The sequence below is a fragment of the Vulcanococcus sp. Clear-D1 genome, from assembly GCF_014654725.1.
Taxonomy (GTDB): Bacteria; Cyanobacteriota; Cyanobacteriia; order PCC-6307; family Cyanobiaceae; genus Vulcanococcus.
On sequence record NZ_JACVZV010000030.1, the window covers coordinates 200,909 to 220,215 of the forward strand.

Annotated in this window: 9 protein-coding genes and 1 pseudogene; 5 read left to right on the forward strand and 5 right to left on the reverse strand. The window is 57.3% G+C overall.

The genetic code is table 11. From position 1 onward, the window contains the following. Positions 1 to 117: 117 nt before the first annotated feature. Entirely contained in the window at positions 118 to 363 is a 246-nt protein-coding gene (locus H9532_RS12590; protein ID WP_296369005.1) for a hypothetical protein, read from the reverse strand. Positions 364 to 406: 43 nt separating this feature from the next. Between H9532_RS12590 and H9532_RS12595 the strand changes: the two are divergent. Then, positions 407 to 742: pseudogene (locus H9532_RS12595) on the forward strand (MazG nucleotide pyrophosphohydrolase domain-containing protein); the annotation flags it as partial. Here the strand turns inward: H9532_RS12595 and arfB are convergent. Then, on the reverse strand, positions 724 to 1,170 hold the full coding sequence (gene arfB / locus H9532_RS12600) for an alternative ribosome rescue aminoacyl-tRNA hydrolase ArfB (protein ID WP_296369007.1): 447 nt from the start codon (positions 1,168 to 1,170) through the stop codon (positions 724 to 726). The pseudogene H9532_RS12595 and the gene arfB overlap by 19 nt on opposite strands. A 52-nt stretch (positions 1,171 to 1,222) precedes the next feature. Here arfB and H9532_RS12605 point away from each other — a divergent pair, with 52 nt between their 5' ends. The 4 genes from H9532_RS12605 (at position 1,223) to H9532_RS12620 (ending at position 15,934) form a co-directional block, all read left to right on the forward strand. Beyond that, positions 1,223 to 1,372 carry a hypothetical protein gene (locus H9532_RS12605; protein WP_296369009.1) on the forward strand — a complete coding sequence of 50 codons (150 nt, stop codon included), beginning with the start codon at positions 1,223 to 1,225 and terminating at the stop codon, positions 1,370 to 1,372. A 114-nt stretch (positions 1,373 to 1,486) separates the two neighbouring features. Next, a complete protein-coding gene (locus tag H9532_RS12610; RefSeq protein ID WP_296369011.1) occupies positions 1,487 to 2,077 on the forward strand; it encodes a 2OG-Fe(II) oxygenase in 591 nt (196 codons plus the stop codon). Between the two features lie 49 nt (positions 2,078 to 2,126). After that, positions 2,127 to 3,578, forward strand: coding sequence for a hypothetical protein (locus H9532_RS12615; protein WP_296369013.1), 1,452 nt, complete (start codon positions 2,127 to 2,129; stop codon positions 3,576 to 3,578). 230 nt (positions 3,579 to 3,808) lie between these two features. After that, complete coding sequence (locus H9532_RS12620) at positions 3,809 to 15,934, forward strand: PA14 domain-containing protein (RefSeq protein ID WP_296369015.1); 12,126 nt, start codon at positions 3,809 to 3,811, stop codon at positions 15,932 to 15,934. A 35-nt stretch (positions 15,935 to 15,969) separates the two neighbouring features. Here H9532_RS12620 and H9532_RS12625 read toward each other — a convergent pair whose 3' ends face one another. From H9532_RS12625 to H9532_RS12635, 3 genes are all read right to left on the reverse strand, one after another. Next, complete coding sequence (locus H9532_RS12625) at positions 15,970 to 16,869, reverse strand: IS3 family transposase (RefSeq protein WP_296369017.1); 900 nt, start codon at positions 16,867 to 16,869, stop codon at positions 15,970 to 15,972. 26 nt (positions 16,870 to 16,895) lie between these two features. After that, positions 16,896 to 17,126: a hypothetical protein gene (locus tag H9532_RS12630; RefSeq protein WP_296369019.1), complete on the reverse strand. Its 231-nt coding sequence runs from the start codon at positions 17,124 to 17,126 to the stop codon at positions 16,896 to 16,898. An 880-nt stretch (positions 17,127 to 18,006) separates the two neighbouring features. Further along, positions 18,007 to 19,143 carry an IS5 family transposase gene (locus tag H9532_RS12635; RefSeq protein ID WP_296369021.1) on the reverse strand — a complete coding sequence of 379 codons (1,137 nt, stop codon included), beginning with the start codon at positions 19,141 to 19,143 and terminating at the stop codon, positions 18,007 to 18,009. Positions 19,144 to 19,307: the final 164 nt, after the last annotated feature.

Below are 19,307 nucleotides of genomic sequence, written 5' to 3' on the forward strand. Positions count from 1 at the left end.
CAAAGCAGCACATTTGCAGCCCATCGACTGAAACTTAAAAGGGGCCTCCCAGCCCCCGTGGATCATTTGTCTCTAAGGTGTCACTTATGCAGCGTGAGACTGCCTTCCTGAGCCCTGCTACTCCATTCCTTGACAATGCGTTGACAACGGCGCCTGATGAAGCTGCTGGCCGATGGCATCCAGCTGCATGGAGGCATGGAATCGCCAGGCGTATTCGTTGAGGTGACGGCCAAACCAGCGCAGTGCCATCGCCAAGTAGAGCGGGTCCTTGCTGCTGGCCAAGCTGATCCATGCGTGCTCGGCTCGCTTGAGCTCTGACATGCCTTGCTCTGCGGTCCGTGCAACGCAGGACTCAGGAGGCATGGAGCTGGTGGTGGTGGACTCGAGGGTCAGTCTGCCGTGACTGGCCGCGGCCGGCTTCAAGTGGGACGACATGGCCGGCGTGTGGGAGAAGGTGCATGAAGAGCTCAACGAGCTCAAGGAAGCCGTGGCCAGTGGCAACAAGGCCCACGCCCAGGAGGAACTCGGCGATGTGCTGTTCACCCTGGTGAACGTGGCCCGCTGGTGCGGCATCGACCCCGAAGCGGGTCTGGCTGGAACCAACCGCCGCTTCCTCGATCGCTTCTCCCGCGTGGAGGCGGGCCTCGGCGGCGACCTCCAGGGCCGCAGCATCCGCGAACTCGAAGGCCTATGGCAAAAGGCAAAGGCAGAGATCCGAGCGGCTCAATCCTCTGACGGCTGAATCCGCCCGCGCCGCTGCTGCTTCACAGCGCTGCGCTGCTTCTTGGCCGCCAAGCGCCGTTGCACCGAACCGCGCGTGGGTTTGGTGGGGCGCCGCGGCGGTGGCGGCGGCTTGATCGCCTCCTTGAGAAGCTCCACCAAACGCCGCTGCGCCTCCACACGGTTCTGCCACTGGGAGCGGTGCTCACTGGCCGCGATCACCAAACAGCCCTCCACCAGCCTGGCGCCAAGACGCTGCAGGGCCCGGGCCTTTAACGCCCGCGAGAAAGCCGTCGTCGCCCTCAGATCAAACAGCAGCTCCACCCGCGAATCGGTGGTGTTGACGTTTTGCCCGCCCGGCCCAGACGAGCGGGGAAAACGCCACCGCAGCTCGCTGGCGGTAATCAGCCCCGGTGAGCGCCCCGCCACTGGCACCTGCCAATCAACCATCGAAGGGGCACGCCGGGGATGCGCAATTCTGGAATGAATCGCCCCCGCGCCCATGATCGAGACCGACTGGATTGATAAAATCTTCGACGGGGTGGGCTATGGCAAGGGCCTGCTGATTAATTGCTACTGGATGACAGCCGCTGGTGCCCTCACCCCAGCTCAAGCGCAAACCGATCGCCCGGAGAGCCTGGGAGCCCCTTGATGGTGTGGTGCAACAGATGCGAGCTCGAAAGGCTCTGGCGCTAGACCAAGGCTCAATTCGGGCTAGGAGGAGCTGCGAAACCGCCTAGCCTGAAGCAGGAGACTGTGATGAGCCATGCAAGAACCGAGGATCCTTGAGCACAGCATCGGGTCCGACTTCATCGGCTGCTTCGAGACCAACCACCAGCCTCTGGCGCTGGAGCAGTTCTTCACATACCTGCAGACCAACGGCCTGATCGTGGAGCGCCAGCGGGGCCGCGAGGAGGTCCACGACCAACAGGCTCTGCTCAACCGGGTGGCGCCACGCTTTTATCAAGACCGGTTGATCGCACCGATTTATCACCACTATTCGAGTCTCTGCGACCAGGCCCTGAAGCTCTACTTCGAGCGCTATCCCATTCTCAAATCAGGCCGTTATTTCCATCTCAACTGCAAGTTTCAACGCACCAGACCGGGAGAGGGCTTTCACGAATGGCACTTCGAAAACGGTGGCGACAACGCTTATCGAAAACTGGTCACGATGCTTTACCTCAACAGCGTCGAAGAGGGTGGCGAAACCGAATTTCTTTATCTGCACAGACGCATTAAGCCGCTTCAGGGGCGACTGCTGATTTTCCCCGCCGCCTTCACCCATACCCACCGGGGCAACCCTCCCCTGCGTGGCGATAAATACATCCTCACCTCCTGGCTTGAAGAGTTCCCCTGACAGCGAATCCCCCGCGGCAGCCTCAACCCCTGCAGCAACGCAGGCGGTGATGCGCGCCGCGATGGAACGCGGCGACTGGCAGACAGCGATCCAGGCAGGCCAGAGCTGGCGTGAGCAGGGCGGCCGCGACTGGCGGCTCACCCTCAATCTGGCCCTTTGCGGCTGCCGTGCGCACCAGGGTCCCGAACAACACTGGCTGGCGCTGGCAGAGGAGGCCCTCCAGAACAGCCACCACCACCCCCATGCACGCCTCGCTGCAGCCGAGATCGCTGCCGGCAGCGGCCAATGGGAAGCGGGCCTGGAGCTGCTCAAAGGACTGCAGCCACCACTGCCCGCAACAGCCCTGCAACTGCGCAGCGCGCTGCTCGCCAAGCTCAACCGCAGCGACGAAGCCCTCGCCCTGCTGCTGCAGATTGCAGCGGCCGACCGCGACTGGCGCTGGACCATGGCGCTGGCTGCGGTGCATGTGCACAGCAGCAACTGGAGTGCCGCTGAGCAGCTCTACCGCGCTGTACTGCAGCAACGCCCCCGGCAGCGGGAAGCCCACCTCAACCTGGCTCTCGCCCTGCTGAGCCAGCGCCGCTGCGCTGAGGCCTGGCCCCATTACGAATGGCGCAGCAGCAATCCCAGGCTCCGGCCAGACGGCAGCCCCAGACCCCTGCCGCCTTTGGAGGAGCTAGCGCAACACCACGTGATCGTGCAGGGCGAACAAGGCGTGGGGGATCAGATCATGGCCAGCCGCTACCTGCCGCCCCTGGCAGCTGCCTGCCCCAGGTTGCGGGTGGAGCCGGCGCCCCGGCTGGCCGGCCTGCTACGGCGTCAGCTGCCGCCCCATGTGAGCGTGGCAACCGGCAGCCAAGCGCGCGGCGACGATGCGGTGGTGATCGGCAGTGGCAGTCTGGCCATGCTGCTATGGCCTTGCCTGGGAATGGCCGCAGCGGGGAGCCAAGGCTATCTGAAGGCCGAGCCCCAGCGAGTGGCGCACTGGCGGTCCAAGCTTGCAAAGATGCCACCGGGCTTGCGCCTGGGCCTGGGCTGGCTTGGCGGCGCCAGCGGGTCCGAACGGCGTGAGCGCAGTCTCTCACCCACGGAGCTCAAGCAGCTGGGCGCCTGGCCCGGGGTGCAGTGGCTCGACTTGCAGTACCTGCCCAGCGGCGATAGCCACTGGACCCAGCTCAGTCGCGATGCAGGTTTGCACCGGCTCGGAGAGCCCGGCCATGACCTTGACGACGCCTTGGCCCTGATCGCCGCCCTCGATGGAGTCGTCACGACGCGCCAAACCGTGGCCCACCTGGCCGGGGCCCTGGGCCAAACAGGCCAGGTGCTGGTTCCTGCCCGGCCCGAATGGCGCTACTGGGGCGACGGCATCCGCTGGGCCTGGTATCCCACGCTCGAGCTCCTCCAGCAATCCCAACGGGGGAGCTGGACAGAGATGCTGGAGCAGGCCGCACAGCGCTGGCTGGCGCCGCCTCAGAACGCAGCCAACAAAAACCGAGATTGACGCAGCAGGCGCTGGTGAGCGAGGCGATGCAAAGGCCAGGACACAGGAGTTGTCAACTGGAACAGCGCGACCCCATCAGCCCTATCCACAACCCACTCAGTTCGGATCCATTTCTATCAGTAACGGAAACTTCAGCCCTGCTAGCCAACAAGCAGGAACCCAGCGTCCAAGAACTTGGCCGATCTGAGTCTTAGGCCACACAATGGGAGAACGCAAACGCACCGTTCCCCATGGGAGTCAACACCGGCAATGCCAGGCCCTATTGGGGCAATGGCCACTACTACGCCTTCACCCAAGAAACCGCCAAATGGCACGACGGTCGCGACCGCTCACAAGCCCAAGTGCTGAATGGGCTCAATGGCTACCTAGCAACGATTACATCGAGCGGCGAAAACGACTTCATCAAACAATATTCTTTTGGCGGCAGAGCCATCCCCGGAACCGGCTTTATTGCAGGCACTGACGATAACGCGCAGGGGACGTCGGAAAGCAATTGGATCTGGAAAGCTCCTGGCTCAGCCGAAGATGGCGTGAGATTCAGATCCGGATCCACCAACACTGGCTATGCCAACTGGAACGGCGGTGAACCGAACAATAAAGACAACGAAGATTTCATGGTAATCTATAACACAGGCTACTGGAACGATGACGACCCAGATAACAATAGCGGTGGCGGCTATGTCACTGAATGGGGCAAGAGCGGCGTCGAGTTCACGGCAGGCTTTACGGCTCTGAATACCAACAACTATACTGACTATATTGCAAATGGCTATGAGAATGGCTCGGCGCTGCCGAAAATGACGATCACCTTTGATCGTTTCGTGCCCGACGACTATGTCGATATTCGCAACTCAACCGCCCTAATTGACATTCCGATCACCTTCGGCGGCACAGCCGTACTTAACACCGATTACACTATTTCACTAACAAGTAGTGGCAACAGCAGCATTAGCAACGGCATATTATATGTCAAAAATACTCAATCGGTCACGCTCAACTTCAACCCGATCAACAACAACACCTGGCAGGCCCCTCGCACAATCACGGCCACGTTGGGTGCAGATGGAAGCGAGGGAATCTACGGGCTCACGAGCACCACTGGAAGTCAGGTCTGGTTGTTTGATGATGAGCCACTCTTAAGCCTGGGACAAGGCACCTACAAATTCATCCGCGCCCCGTACATTTACACCTCGAGCACCAACACTCTGCCGGCCAACAGTAGCGATCTCAGCACCAACGCCGACGTGCTGGTGTTTGACAGCGATGGCATTTACGAAACAGACACAAGCTTCAATGCAGCCGGTCTTTATGACACGTTCGCGATTCGCTGGGAAACATACATTCGCATTCCCGAAACCGGTAATTACGTGTTTCGCTGCACGAGTGATGAAGGCAGAAAACTGACGGTCAAACGCAACGACAGCAACGGAACCGTTCTTGACAGCTTCAGCAACTGGGTCCTCACTGGCACCAGCAGCAGTAGCACAAAAAACATCAGCCTCAACAAAGGGGATGTGGTATGGATTCAATACGATTATTTTGAAAATTACGGCGGCGCCACTGCAGGACTCTACTGGGACCGCCCCAATGGCAGCGGCGGAACAATCAGCAATGAGCTCGTACCGGCGAGTGCCATGTTTTTGTCCAAAGAACTGGCACAGGGCGTAAACCGCAGCGAACCCAGCAGCGACCAGACCAGTCTTGGCTTCCAGTTGTTCGCCAACAAAAACAGCAATGCCCTCGACGTCAAACTCAGCTCCAGCTCAGAGTCAGCGAACACCACAGCCAATAGCACCCTGGCACAACGGCGTACCGCCAGCACAAAAGTTGGTGATGACTACGCCCTGATCAGCAGCAATGCCGTTGTCAGCAGCGATCTCATCGGCCTCAACGGCGTGGTCAATGGCGCCAGGCTGTCGAGCTTCGGGCAAGTGGCTAACGCGGCGACAATGAGCCGTGATACCGCCACCAGCGCTTCGCCGGTGAATGGAGTCCCTCTGCGAATGGTGGTCAGCAACAATGACCCATATCTAGTGACATATAACAGCAGTACCTGGAATGTTGCCGAGGCAAAGCAAGGTGAGACCTGGACGTTGAGCGTCTATGCGAAGGCAGACCGCTCAACCACAGGTCAACTTTTCATTTTTGAAGCCAACGAAAACGGCGCTTACACAAAAGCACCGGCAACCACCATTCAAATTGGCACAGATTGGCAGCGCTACTCCTTCAGCTATACGTTTGCCGATCCTGCAAGTCGTTATATCCAAGTCAGGCTGGATGGCCCTGATAGTGGCGGCACAAATACAGTGATTTGGTGGGATGGCGTACAACTCGAAAAATCAAATCAGGCCAGTACCTTCACAACCGCATCAAGCGTTAATCGCTTTGCTGGCAAATTCAATCCACTGGATCTCTACAACGCAGGAGTTGGAACAACACAATGGACACCGAATCAAACACCTAGCTCCCTAAAAAACTATCGAGACTTTGACCTCACCACCTACCGAGACGACTACGCCGAAGGCACTGAATCTGTCACGCTCAACCTGATCGAAAGCACGGGTTATGGCGTAGACAATAAGAGCCAAACTCTAACCATCGGCAGCAACGGACCGGTACTGTCGATTCGAGCGGGCCAAAATCCAACCGAAGGAGGCAGCAAAGAAAGCGATCTGGGCTGGTTCACCATCACGTCGAACGTACCCATTCCCAAAGATTTATTTAAAGTCCGCTATGCGATTTCGGGCGGCACAGCAATTCGCGGCATTGACTACACGGCACCACAGGCAACGCTGACGACGGCAAATTTCAAAGCGGAAGACATCGTGGTGATGTCGCAAAATTCCACAGAAGCCAAGATCTATATTGCAGCCATCGCCGACGCCATTCGCGAGGGAACAGAAACGGTTACAGTCAAGTTGGTTCAGGATCTGACCACAGACGACAAAGGTTTCAGCAACTATAACTATAGTATTGATGCAGTTAACAACCAGGCCACACTTAATATCACAGACAGCAATGCTTACATCCCGGCAGTTGTTGTTACACCGGCCGATCGCACTGGTAGCAAAACAGTTCGTGCACTCTTGGTCAATGGTCAGCAACAGGGCAGCTTTGATGTCCATCTCACAAGCCAACCCCAAAGCACAGTCACGCTGAACCTCAGCACAACCAGCGGCACCCTCTCCACCAAACAGCTGACCTTCAGCAGCAGCAATTGGAGCAGCCCCCAGAGGGTCACCCTGAACGATCAACGCACCGATCAGGACACCACGGTTTCGATCACCAGCACTAGCAGCGACAGCTACTACTCCAACCTGAAGGCCAGCCAGCGTCTGATTCCATCTAACTGGTCAACGGAACTGGATCTGACCCTCTGGGAGGGCGGAGCCCTGGTACCGATTCAACCGGCAGCAGGTGTGATAGCCATCGATGGCAGTGAAGACGCCAACAGCCGCCTTGGCTTCAAGCTGACTCTGGGGGCACCGGTGATCGACACCCCCGTTGAGCTCCTCTATCAGTTGACAGCATCCAATGGTTTTGTGCTGTCGGATTCAGGCGATGCCATTCACCAACCCGATGCCACCTACAAACCGCTGGTGCTGCAGAACACAAGCACCAGCGGCGGCAATGCCTATGCCGAAGTCAGCGGGCTGACCACCGTCAGCAACGAACGCGAATTCAGCGCTCAGGCCTGGGTCCGCCGCGATGCCGTCACGACGTCGGCAGGAATCCTGGAATTCAGCGACAGCAATAACAGCAACTTAATCAAACTCGGTTTCTCGGGGTCGACCAATCAGCCTCAGCTGGAGATCCGCGATTCAGCAGGTGCTGTGCTGATCAACCTGATCGCCGAGAGCGCCGTTGCCCTGGCCGAATGGAACCATCTTGCATTCAACGTCGACAGGCATGGTGTAGCCAGTCTTTACCTCAACGGCGAGCTGGCCAAGCGCGGTCATTTGTCGAATCCATCCGCACTGGTATCCAAAGCACGCAGCCTCAATTCGTTCGGACGGAGCGTGTCCAGCTCGAGCAGCAATAGCACGTCCGGGTTTCTCAATGGCGCAATCCGCAACGTAGGCATCTGGAATGCCTCGCGCAGTCAAGAACAGATCAAGGCGTCGATGCTCGACGCAGCTCTGAGCGGCACTGGACTCGTCGGGGCTTGGCCTCTGAACAACTCAACGAGCAATGGAGTCGCGGGTGCAGCATCGGCTGTCCTGAAAAACGGCTCGAGCAACACAGCCAGCTTTGCCAGCACCCCCTTCTACGGAATTCAGATTCCTGTCGATGCCTCGCGTGTCAGCTTGCCGATTGTGCCAATCGATGATCTCAGCGCTGAAGGCAGCGAATCACTGACCCTGACCTTGATCGACAGCGGCCGCTACAGCGTGGGCGGCAGTTCTGGAACAGCCACGGCTGTGCTCGACGACAACGACGAAGCTGACGTGCTGTTTCTTGCCGCCACCGAACGGGGTAGTGATGGCAGCGGAGACGGCTGGACAGTAAGCAATCAGTTTCGCGTCGAAGAAGCGGATCCCACACCCGTACCCATGGGCATCCGCCTGGGCAGCAAACCCAGTGCAAACGTGACACTGTCGCTCAACACCAGTTCCTTCAGCAGCAAGGAACTCAAGGTGACGGGCAGTAACAACGCCACCAGTGTGCAGCTGACCTTCACACCCGATACCTGGGACCAGGTGCAACAGGTTCAGATCCAGGGTGTGGACGACAACAATGACGACAACGACATCAGCCAGTGGGTGTCATTTAACGTCAGTAGCAATGACGCCATCTATGCCGGGCTGGCGCCAGGGGTGACGGTAGTCACCGTCGACGACGACGCCACAACAGCCAATGAAGCCCTAGCGAGTGAGCAAAATTCATCGGCGCCGTTGGCGCAGCTATCACTACCGTCGCTAAGCAGTATCGGCGAAGCCGGCAAAGCAAGTTTCACCATCTCCCTACCGTCGGCTGCATCGGTCGACACCTTGGTGTTTGCGGATCTCGACCTCCGGCTGAGTGATATCGCAACCAATGACATCACTCTCTCTATCGACAATAGTTCGCAATCGATGGCTGGGCTGAGACGCTTTGACACCACGTCAGGGAGCAGCTCAGAAACCATAAAGCTGGACAAGGATGGCATCAATGAAACCAGCACGAGTTTCTCAAGCAACAACCAAAATGGGTCCTTTACCAGCACGTGGTCAGGATATGTACGTATTCAAGAAAGCGGCTGGTATACCTTCAGCGTTCCAGTTCAGGGTGGAGTGCGGCTAAGCCTCGATGGCAAGACGGTGATCGATAAATATTTTGACTCGAAGAGTACTTGGAATGCAGATACCATCCAACTAGAGCAGGGAGATTATGTAGCCGTCAAACTGGATTACAGTTCCTTCAACACGTCAAGCCCGAGTGTATCCCTGCGCTGGACCCGGCCTGGCAATGGGGGGGCTGGAACGGTCGATGAAGTGATTCCCAGCTCAGCCTTCAGCCTTACTGATGGCTTCAGTCTGCTGATACCTCAGGGAAGCAGCAGTGCCAGCTTCAACGTCACAGGATTGCAAGACTCGCGCGATGAGCATGACGAAACCATTGCCATCTCGCTGCTCGCAGCCCGTGGCGTAGAACTGCTGATCAACGAACAGAGCACATCCTCCTCGGGCCGCCAAGTGCTGCAGGCCAGTCTCAACACCACCGATCGTGAGTCGATCACATTGCCAGCCGGAACGGTGCTCAATCTGGGTGAGAACCTAACTAGCACAGCTTCCCAGAGCGATACGATCGCCTCATTTACCCTCGACAGCGCGACAACGGTTTATCGCGATCGTGTCGCCAGCCTCAGCGGAGAATTGAGCTGGACGAGTTATGGGCAAACCACCAACTACAACACGTCAGTTAGTGGATTGGTTGCAGGCTATGGCGGAGACCGCTACCAGGTCGCCGATCCCAGCGTCTCGCTCACTCTGGCCGCGCCGCTGAACGCCGACAGCACGGGATCGCAATCCTACAAAACTAGCTTCACTCTGGATGCAACCAACCGTGGCACGGTGGATTTACCTGCCGGCACAACACTCACCTACACCGAACCCAACACTGACAAGAGCGTTGTATTGCAGCTGAGCAACACACTGAGCATCAAGAGCGGTCAAACGATCAGCAACGTGGCAGTCACCACAACCTCCGTGAGCAGTGGACTAGACATCAGCTCGAGTAATTCGCCCATTGTCGGCACAAGCAGCCTCTATTTACCCCCCAACAACAGTCAGCTGTTGATCAAAGATGACGATCAGGCTGGACTTCTTTTCAGCAGTGACAGCCAGGGCACTAAACCGATCAGTTCATCGACACGAACCAGCCTCAAGGAAGCTGGAGCCAGCGTAACCAGTTATGTGGCTCTCTCCAGCCAACCCACTGATGTGGTCACGGTGTACCTGGAAACATCTGATTCCAGCGAAGCACTATTGCAACTACCAGGTAGCAACCAGGCCCCAGCAGGCAATCGTGTCGCTCTCACCTTTTCACCCGATAACTGGAAGACAACCCAGGCCTTCACGGTTCTCCCTGCAGACGACAAATTGGTCGACGGGACCATCAACGTCGACATCCACAGCCGCACAGCCAGCAGCGACAGTTTCTTCAGCATCAGAGAAGCCGGCATCCTGGGATACAGCGTCACTGATAACGATCAGGCCAAGTTGGTTGTGGAGCTGCAACAGACCAGCATCAGCAGAGCTGGCAACGGCAGCCTGAACCTAAGCCTGACGGCTCAACCCACAGACGATGTGGTGGTGACCCTGGTTCCCTCGGACACCCAGTTCACCATCAACGACCGCAGTGGAGGGCGTAGTGAAACAGTCACCTTCACGCCAGATAACTGGTCGACCGCCCAGACCGTGACCCTATGGGCGGTTGATGACAACACAACCGAAGACATCACCTCCAGTCAGCTGCAACTGAGCACAACAAGCACTGACAGCCGCTTCAACGCCCTCAGCATCACGCCTGTGGGCATTGACATCGTCGATAACGATCTGCCCACAGCCAGCATCTCCCTGGTCACCGACAGCACCGAGGAAGCAAAGCCAGGGCGATTCAGCATCCAACTCACGAACCCCGCACCAAGCTCTGCTGGATCCGATGGGGTCGTCGTGAACTACCAGATCACGGCCATCAGCCTGGATTCGGGGCTCGGCTATGCAGCCAACCCCTCGAGCATCAACAAGATCACCCAACTGCCAGGTACAACCAGCGGCAGTGTGCGCATCGCCCCAGGCCAAACCACGGCCGATGCCTTGGTCGTGCCGATCGATGATTTTTACTCTGACTCAATCAACAAAGCCTTCACCGTTCAACTCACCAGTGGCACGGGGTACAACATCAGCGACGACAGCAATACAAACAGTGCAAGCGTTCAGATCATCAACAACGATATAGCTGGCATTGCCCTGATCATCTCTGGCGATCGCGTTTCGGTGGAAGAGAGTGGTGATCCCGCCACGTTCCAGCTGGCCCTGATGACCCAGCCATCGCACAACGTGACTGTCACCATCAATGAGCTGATCGCCAGTGGCGGCACACGTCAACTGGGTAGCAGTAGCACCGGATTCACCCGCACACTCACGTTCACACCGAGCAACTGGTTTGTCCCACAGCAGATCAGTGTCCAGTCATATGACGACGCACGCATCGAAGATGGAACAGGCGCGTATCAATTCACAGGCATCCACCCAGCACAACTGCAATACAGCTTCAGCAGCGATGATTCGGCCTATAACAGCAAATCAAACAAATCCGATCACTTCACGAATTTGGTCCAGGATGTGGACGTGGTCGACTTTAAGTTGCCCAACCAGACAGCCGAATCGCTTAATTCGTCACTCACCTCCCTGCAGGAGGGGATTGACAGCCTCGCTCTGCCGATCGTGGGAAGTCTCGATGGCAAAGCCGGCGGAGGCCTTCGCAAATTCATCACCAACCTGGTCAATAGCGTGCGTCAGATCGGCACGCCAACTCCCAGCAAACTCAGCAAGCTGCTGAGCAGCGAAATCGCCTCTGCCCTGGGCGTTCCAGAAGAGTCAGTGACCGTGAAGCTGGCCATGCAGGGCACCAGCGCCGTAGTGGTGAGCTTCCAGTTCGCCGACAGCTACGACATCTTCAGCGTTCCGCTTGCTGCCGACTTCGGCCTGCCCGGTCTGGGCCTGCAAAGCAGCGGAAGCCTTGATGCCAGCTTTGCCTATGACGCAGGGCTGGAACTGGTGTTTCCGCGCAGTGGTGATGTCTACCTCAATACGGCATCAGATAAGACGTATCTCAGTGCCGACTTCAACACCTCTCTGTCCCCCGACTTCAGCCTGACGGGCGGGCTTGGCTTCCTGCAATTGGATGCAGTCAACCAACCCAGCGTCAACGAAAATGTAACCATCCAAGGTGAGGCAGCCAGTACAGAATTGGATGTCAGTTTTGAACTGGATCTCAACGGTGGCGCAGGCAGCGACAACAAGCTGACCTACACCGAACTGATCAGCAGTGCGCTCAATGTGGAGGAGCTGTTCCAATATGAGCTGAGCGGCAATGCCGCCATGTCATTTGGCGTGACAACCAGCATCAACGGCTCGGCTGCGATTCCATCATTCAGTTTTGACCTGGCCAGCCTGTTACCGATCTTTGATTACTCCAACAAGGCTGAAAGTGAAAAAGAAGAAAACGCAACCAATATCTTCTTTGACAACATCAAACTTGACCTCGGAACCTACATCACTCAGATGTTGAATCCGATTGTTGATGGTCTTGATCAGATTTTAAATCCACTTTATCCAATCGTAGATGCCCTCTACGCTGACACCCAGATCTTTGCAACAATCGGCATAGAAAACGCTTTCGATGTCGACAACGATGGTCATGTCACGGCAATTGACCTGGCACAATGGTTTGCCGATCTTTACTCCACCTTCGATCCTGTTCGCGGCACAGAGCTCAAAGCAACAATCGACGCCACTGTTGAGTTTCTCGATGTTGTGAAAGGCGTCATGGATTTGATCCGTGACCTGGAAACGATGAGCGAAGAAGGCAATTTCTATATCGACTACGGCAGTTACGAACTCGAAGCTTTCAGCGCCGGCAATCCCGAAGCCGAAACCGAAGCTGTCAGCGTCGATGAGGCCTCAACGCCCGAACTCAATGATGAAACCGCAAGCCAGGCTGATGCTGGCGGCAGCGGCAGCGGTGGCAAATCGAGCAGCACCTTCAAGGACATCATGAAACAGCTCGATGAGCTGGGTTTCCAGATCCCCTTGATCGACGATCCGAAGAACGCCATCAAGCTGCTGCTGGGTCAAGATGTTGATCTCTTTGTATGGCACATGCCTGGCATGGGCATGTCGTCAGAGATTGAGGAAAGCTTCCCGATCTATGCCGGCATCGAAGGCATCATCGAAGGTGGCTTTGGCATCGACGCCAACATCGGCTTCGGGTTCGACACCCATGGACTGAATGAATGGAAAGACGATGGCTTCGAGGCCAGCGAGGCCTGGAAGGTCTTCAACGGCTTCTACGTAGCCGATCTCGATGCCAATGGCGTGGATATCCCTGAATTCAGCATCGACGCCACCATGGGGGCCGGACTAGGGCTCTCAGCGCTCGTGGTGAGGGCTGACATCACAGGAGGCCTCGAAGCTGCGGCCAGTTTCGACCTGCTGGATGAAGGTGAAATTGCAGGCACAGCCGATGGCAAGATCCGGGGCAGCGAAATCAGTGATCGCATCAGCAACCCACTTGATCTGTTTGAACTGGTGGGCAGCCTGTCTGCCTATCTCAAATCAAAAGTTCAGGTTGGTCTCGACATGGGCTTCTACTCCATCTGGGACACCGTATGGCAGGAGAAGCTGGCCTCCATTCCTCTGTTTGAATTTGGCGTCGGCGGAAGTTATGGCAGCGGCACGGTGTCCAATGGCTATTTGGAAGGCACCACTGTGTTTTTTGATGCCAATGGGAATGGTCAGATCGACTTGCTGGAACCCAGCACCACTGTTAGCGATGATGCTCACTACAACCTGCGCATCGATCACCGCCGCTTTGATCGCAACAGGAATGGCAAGATCGATGCCGATGAAGGGCGTTTGACGGCGTTCGGTGGCATCGACAGCAGCACAGGTTTGCCTCTAAAAGTGCCATTCCTGGCTCCGCTGGGGCAGATGTTGACACCGCTGACCACCCTGCACAGCCTCGGCATCGCACAGGGAATGAATGAAGCGAAGGTCAATCGCCTGATTCGTCGCAGTTTCGGCCTCGGCGATTTCGACTATCTCAGTCGCGACCCCGTGCTGATGCTCGAGAACGGAAGCGATCAGCCGATCAAAGATCAGCTCAAAGATCTGGCAGCCTATGCCGCGCACATCAAAGTGAACTTCCTCTGGGATGTGCTGGCAAACGGCTTGCAACAGCTGCTACCCAAGCAATTCCCCGACCGGCTACCTAATGAGCTCCAGCTGCTGGAAGCCTTTGCGAAGGAGTTCTTCACACTTCCAACAGAGACTCCAAACAACGATCGACTCGCCGTAGCAGCCCTGCGGGAGATCAAACAACAACTCGACATCGAGAAACCCAAAATCGCCAGAATGGCCAAGTTAGCCGCAAAGTTGGCCGCCAATGCGAGCTGGGAACTCTCCAATCAGTTAGATGCCATCATTAATCATGTGCGCCAAGGAGAAGTATCACCTCAGCAAGCTCTGGCCTTGATCAACAGCATCAAGTCAGACTCTTTCGACTTCTACCGCAACGCCAGCGAAAAGATCAACGAAGGGCTCTACAAGGTTGAGAGTCTGTCCGACTTGCGCCAGCTGGCCCTCGGACGTCTTCAGGCCGTCCATAGAAGCTTCGTCAAAGACTACTATATCGAAACCGGCATCGAAGCCCTGGACCAGCTCTCAGAAGGATGGCAGATTAATCCGGACGGAATCAACATCAGCCGCACACCATTCAGCAGTGTCAACATCCTAGAAAAGCGGAAAACAACTCTCGGCAATCGCCAACTAGAGGTGAACCTGGAGCGACGCCCCGACGATCAAGCAAGCATAGATGAACCTGCAAGGGTTCTTGCTGATTTGAGGAGCTTTGGTTTAAACGAACGCACCAACGGCAAAGCCTTCACCTACTACACCGACACGGATACAATCCCGATTCCCTTCCTATTCAATCCCAATACTCAAACAGGTGCCCGCCTATTCAACCTCGGCAAAGGACAACCACTCCTTGTTGAATTGTCCTTCCGTGACGGTGAAATCGGTGACCGTAATCAAGCCACGAGTGGCATCAAAGCAGTAGGCACCTCTGGGGAGGTGAAGCAAACGCGCAGCTTGTCGACCGATCCCGCATCTAGAATCTTGAGCATCTCAGCACCACTCCGGAGGCTGCGATCGGGAGCTGTCTTTGCCCGCACAGAACTATCTCGACCAGGAAGCAAGGTCAATCAGGTGGGCTATCTTTTGTTGGAACCCGGAGAGCAATGGGATCCTTCATCCTTAACACTTGATGCACTGCGGCAGCGGCTGCAGATTCTAGGTGCTGGCTTAACCAACAAGCCAGAGTTCAGCCAAAGACTGCATCAGTTCAGTGCCGGCAATCGGCTGGTGTTCATTGAAGTGATGAATGCCACCCTCGACGACCTGACAGCGGCAGGCAGCACCACACTGGATCAGCTCAGCAAACAGATTGGAGTTCTGGAGGTGGAAACCACGCAACTGCAGGAAAGAAACAGCGCTACGATCCGTTCAGAAGCCTCAGACTTAGCTGTCGAACTGACCATTCAGACGACGGATCCAGGGCTAATGGCCTTCATCGCCAGGCAACAGAACCAGGCTACCGTTCTCGACTTCACAGGCCTCGACGAAGCTGGCTTGGTCAAGGCCTCCGTAATGGGCACGCTCGAGATTTCGGGAGACAAAGCCAATCGAGACACCGTTGCTGGCTTCTATCGGGTGCTCAACAACAACGGCACCGTGCGCGATCACCTCACAGGCAACATGCTGGATCCGGGCCAGGAAGGGTATCTGCAGGCGGCACTGCATGAAACCAATCTGCTTGGCGATCTAAATGGGCTGACCAGATCCAACCAACACACGATCCGCAAAGATGTCACCATATCCGAGGCCGCTTTGTTTGCCCCTTACGCCATCGTCAACACAGACAACAGCAGCATCACCTATGCCGCATTCAGTCAGGCCAATCCCGACAACAAACAGCATTTCCAGGTGATCGGAGACAACACCTTTGCCCTGGAAAGCGACCTCGGAGGTCGTTTACGCGACTTCGACGACCTGACGCTGCGGTTCAGTCCTTCAGGCCTGGTGAGTTGAGGCACAGCCCGAGCCAAAAGATTCAGCCTGGTGGGTTAGTGGTTTATCCTATATGTGTGGGGTTCCCCCGGTTTAGTGGACAGTGATGAGATGCCCTTCTTTGTGAGTGTATGAGCAACGGTGAACTGTTGCTCGTAGTCGATCGTTGAATGACGCCGCTCTCGGTTGTAGTAGCCCTCAATCCAGAAGGCCAGATCGCGTTGCAGCTGTTTGGGATTGATCAGCTCCTTGCGGTTGTCGTCCAGAGCGAGTTCCAGCTTGAGTGTCGAGAAGAAGCTCTCGACCACGGCGTTATCCCAGCAGCAACCCTTGTCTGACATGCTGCAGCGGATCTGGTGCTTCTTGAGCAGCTCTCTGTAATCGGTGGCCCTGTACTGGCTGCCCTGATCGGTATGGATCAGCAGCTGTTCAGCCTTGACCTGGCGATTACCCAGGGCTCGATTGAGGGCCTCGATCACCAGAGCAGCATCCATCCGCTCGTCGAGCTTCCAGCCGACCACGCGTCGACTGAACAGATCGATCCACACCGCCAGGTAGCGCCAGCCTGCTGCTGTACGGATGTAGGTGATGTCGCCTGCCCAGCAACGGTTCGGGACTGGAGGCCGGAACTCCTGCCGCAGCAGGGTATCTGCCACGCCATGAGCTCCTCTCGAGGCGCTCTTGCACGGGCGGAATGGCCTGCGGGTGCGTGCCTGCAGACCAGCTTTACGCATCAACCGGGCCACACGGTGGCGACCGATGCACCAGCCTGCTTCCCGCAGCTCCTGATGAAGGCGTGGTGAGCCGTAGAAGCCGCGATGAGCCTCATAGACCGCCTGGATCTCAGCGGTAAGCACGGTGTTCGCGGCTTGCCGACGCCCTGGCGCCTTCTGCCGCCTACGCCAGGCGTAGAACCCACTGCGGGCTACGCCCAGCCGGCCGCACAGCCATTGCACAGAAAATCATCCGCCGAGCTGCTGGATCAGGCGAAACCTTTCGGCGACAGCTGCTCTTTCGCAAAGTGAGCCGCCGCCAGCTTGAAAAAATCCTTCTCCCTCCGGAGTTCGCGGTTCTCCTTGCGCAGCCGGGCCAGTTCCTGGCGCTCGTCGCTGGTGAGGGCAGCCTGATCACCAGGGCTGGGCTGCCCATGATCGATTGCTTCCTCCTTTTGCTGCACGGTGAAACGCCGGCGGCTACGGGTTGGGTTCGTCATCGGTGAACAGTCCGGTGGTCAGGTCGCGGGAACTACCGATGTGTCCACCAAACCGGGGGCACCCCAAACAAACGACTGACAAAGGCCAACGCCTCTGCCTTATCCATGCCGTCCAAGACCGCAGGGATTTTGACAACACTTTTGGCAACACCGCTTTTTTGAGGGTCTGACGTAATCGCCAGATCGCCTGCGCCAGAACGGTTGAAGGGGCCTCCCAGCCCCCATGGATCATTTGGTTGATAGAAATGACCTATGAAGCGTGGGACTGCTTTTCTGCGCCCTGGTGCTCCATTGCTTGACAAACCGTTGACAACCGCCCCTGGTGGAGCTGTTGGGCGATGGCATCCACCTGCATGGAGGCATGGAATCGCCACGCGTATTCGTTGAGGTGCCGACCGAACCAGCGCAACGCCAATGCAAGACAGGGCTGCTTCAAATTTTGTCACAGGCATTCTTGCCGGGGCTGCGAGCATGGGCTGAGGTCGGTGGGAGTAATCCCTCTCAGTGCTCCAAAGCGTTTCTGCCGCAACCGTTTTATCAGCCATCTCAAGGCAATCCCCGATGCTCGGATGCGGCGGGGTGTCCGCATCCCGGCCTGGTGACTGCTGCTGGTGGCGGTACTCGGCTTCATGAGCAAGTGTGAGAGTCTCCGGGATTTGGAGCGTTTTGCTCGGCGCCATTACGCTGTGCTGAGCGAGGCCCTAGGAGTTTGCGGAAAAACTACCTGAGAGTCTGCGCTTTTCCTCTCGAGAGCTGATTGCAATCCGCTTGATCTGATTTCCAGCGTTTCAGCCGCTCAATGTGACCGATTTCAAGCCTGTTGCCCCGTTGTGGCGCTCTGATTGGTGCCCCTTGACCACACCTCTGGGCAACCTGCCATTCATGCGGCCTCCGGTTCAGCGTTGAGCAGATTTCCCAGGCGGACCAGGTTGTAGGCGATCACGTGCAGACCAAACACTGCGCTGACGTTCTCAGTGCCGCGCAGCTTGAACTGACGCAGTCCGCTCCACTGCTTGATCCAGCCAAACACCTTCTCGATGCCGCGGCGGGCGTTGATCGACTTGGCGTACCCCTCGTGGCGTGTGCTGCGGCCATCGATCGCAGAACCACCAGGGCGGCTGGTGTTCTGAGCAACGTGTGGCGTGACGCCGATGCGCCGCATCTCAGCCACAAAGCCCTTGGTGTCGTAGTTCTTGTCGGCGCCGATGGTTTTCTGGTGGGCACCGGGACGATCTGCTGCCATCGCTTTGGCGGCATCCCGTTCACCGGTGCCTGTGGCCTGCGTGACTTTGCAATCCACGATCAGGGCATGGCGGTTGTCCATGAGCACATGGCCCCGGTAGCTCGGCTGCGCTGGATGGGCGTTGGACTTGCGCGCCAGCAGCGCGTCGGGATCAGTTGTTGAGCGATGCGTGCTGTTGCTGAGCTTGATGCCGCGAAAGTCGCCTTTGGCACGCTGCTTGCCGTTCTTGGGCTGACCGAAACCCTCGCCAGGTCCTGATGGCGGCGGTGGTGGATCGTCCTGGCCGTCGATCCGCTCCAGGGAGGCATGGGACGCCCAGGCCTGCAGCAGGGTTCCATCCACAGAGAAGTGCTCATCGCTGAGCAGGGGCTTGACCTCAGGAGCCGCCATCAGCTTCTCCAGGAAGCGCTCCATGATCTGCTCGTTGAGCAGCCGTTCCCTGTTCTTGGTGAATGTGGTGGGGTGCCAGATCGGATCATCCGGGCTCAGCCCCACAAACAAGCGAAACAGCAGGTTGTAGTTGAGTTGCTCCAGCAGCAACCGCTCCGATCGGATGCCGTAGAACGCCTGCAGCAGCGAGGCCAGGAGCAGCTGCTCGGGCGGTACCGACGGACGGCCTTCTACGGCGTAGAGCTCACAGAAGGTGGGGTTGAGTCGATCAAGGGCCTGATCCGCCAGTTTCCTGATCTGCCGCAGCGGATGAGACGCCGGAATCCGCTCCTCAATCGAGACGTAGGAGAACAGAGAGCCGCTGCGCTCCCGTTGACCTCGCATCTCAGGTAGGCAGTTGCCCCATTTTCGCAGAGGTGGACGGTTTTTCAGCGAACTCCTAGGGAATCTCTGGATAAACGGGGTAAAGCGGCGGCAGTGAGCACGAAAGAGTGCCTTGGACCATGAATTGCTTTTGAGACGATTTTCTGATGACTTCTGGCCTCGTA

Coding starts and splice junctions, on each gene's coding strand:
- H9532_RS12590 (WP_296369005.1), bottom strand. CDS start 363: ATGCCTCCTGAGTCCTGCGTTGCACGGACCGCAGAGCAAGGCATGTCA.
- arfB (WP_296369007.1), bottom strand. CDS start 1,170: ATGGTTGATTGGCAGGTGCCAGTGGCGGGGCGCTCACCGGGGCTGATT.
- H9532_RS12605 (WP_296369009.1), top strand. CDS start 1,223: ATGATCGAGACCGACTGGATTGATAAAATCTTCGACGGGGTGGGCTAT.
- H9532_RS12610 (WP_296369011.1), top strand. CDS start 1,487: ATGCAAGAACCGAGGATCCTTGAGCACAGCATCGGGTCCGACTTCATC.
- H9532_RS12615 (WP_296369013.1), top strand. CDS start 2,127: ATGCGCGCCGCGATGGAACGCGGCGACTGGCAGACAGCGATCCAGGCA.
- H9532_RS12620 (WP_296369015.1), top strand. CDS start 3,809: ATGGGAGTCAACACCGGCAATGCCAGGCCCTATTGGGGCAATGGCCAC.
- H9532_RS12630 (WP_296369019.1), bottom strand. CDS start 17,126: ATGACGAACCCAACCCGTAGCCGCCGGCGTTTCACCGTGCAGCAAAAG.
- H9532_RS12635 (WP_296369021.1), bottom strand. CDS start 19,143: ATGCGAGGTCAACGGGAGCGCAGCGGCTCTCTGTTCTCCTACGTCTCG.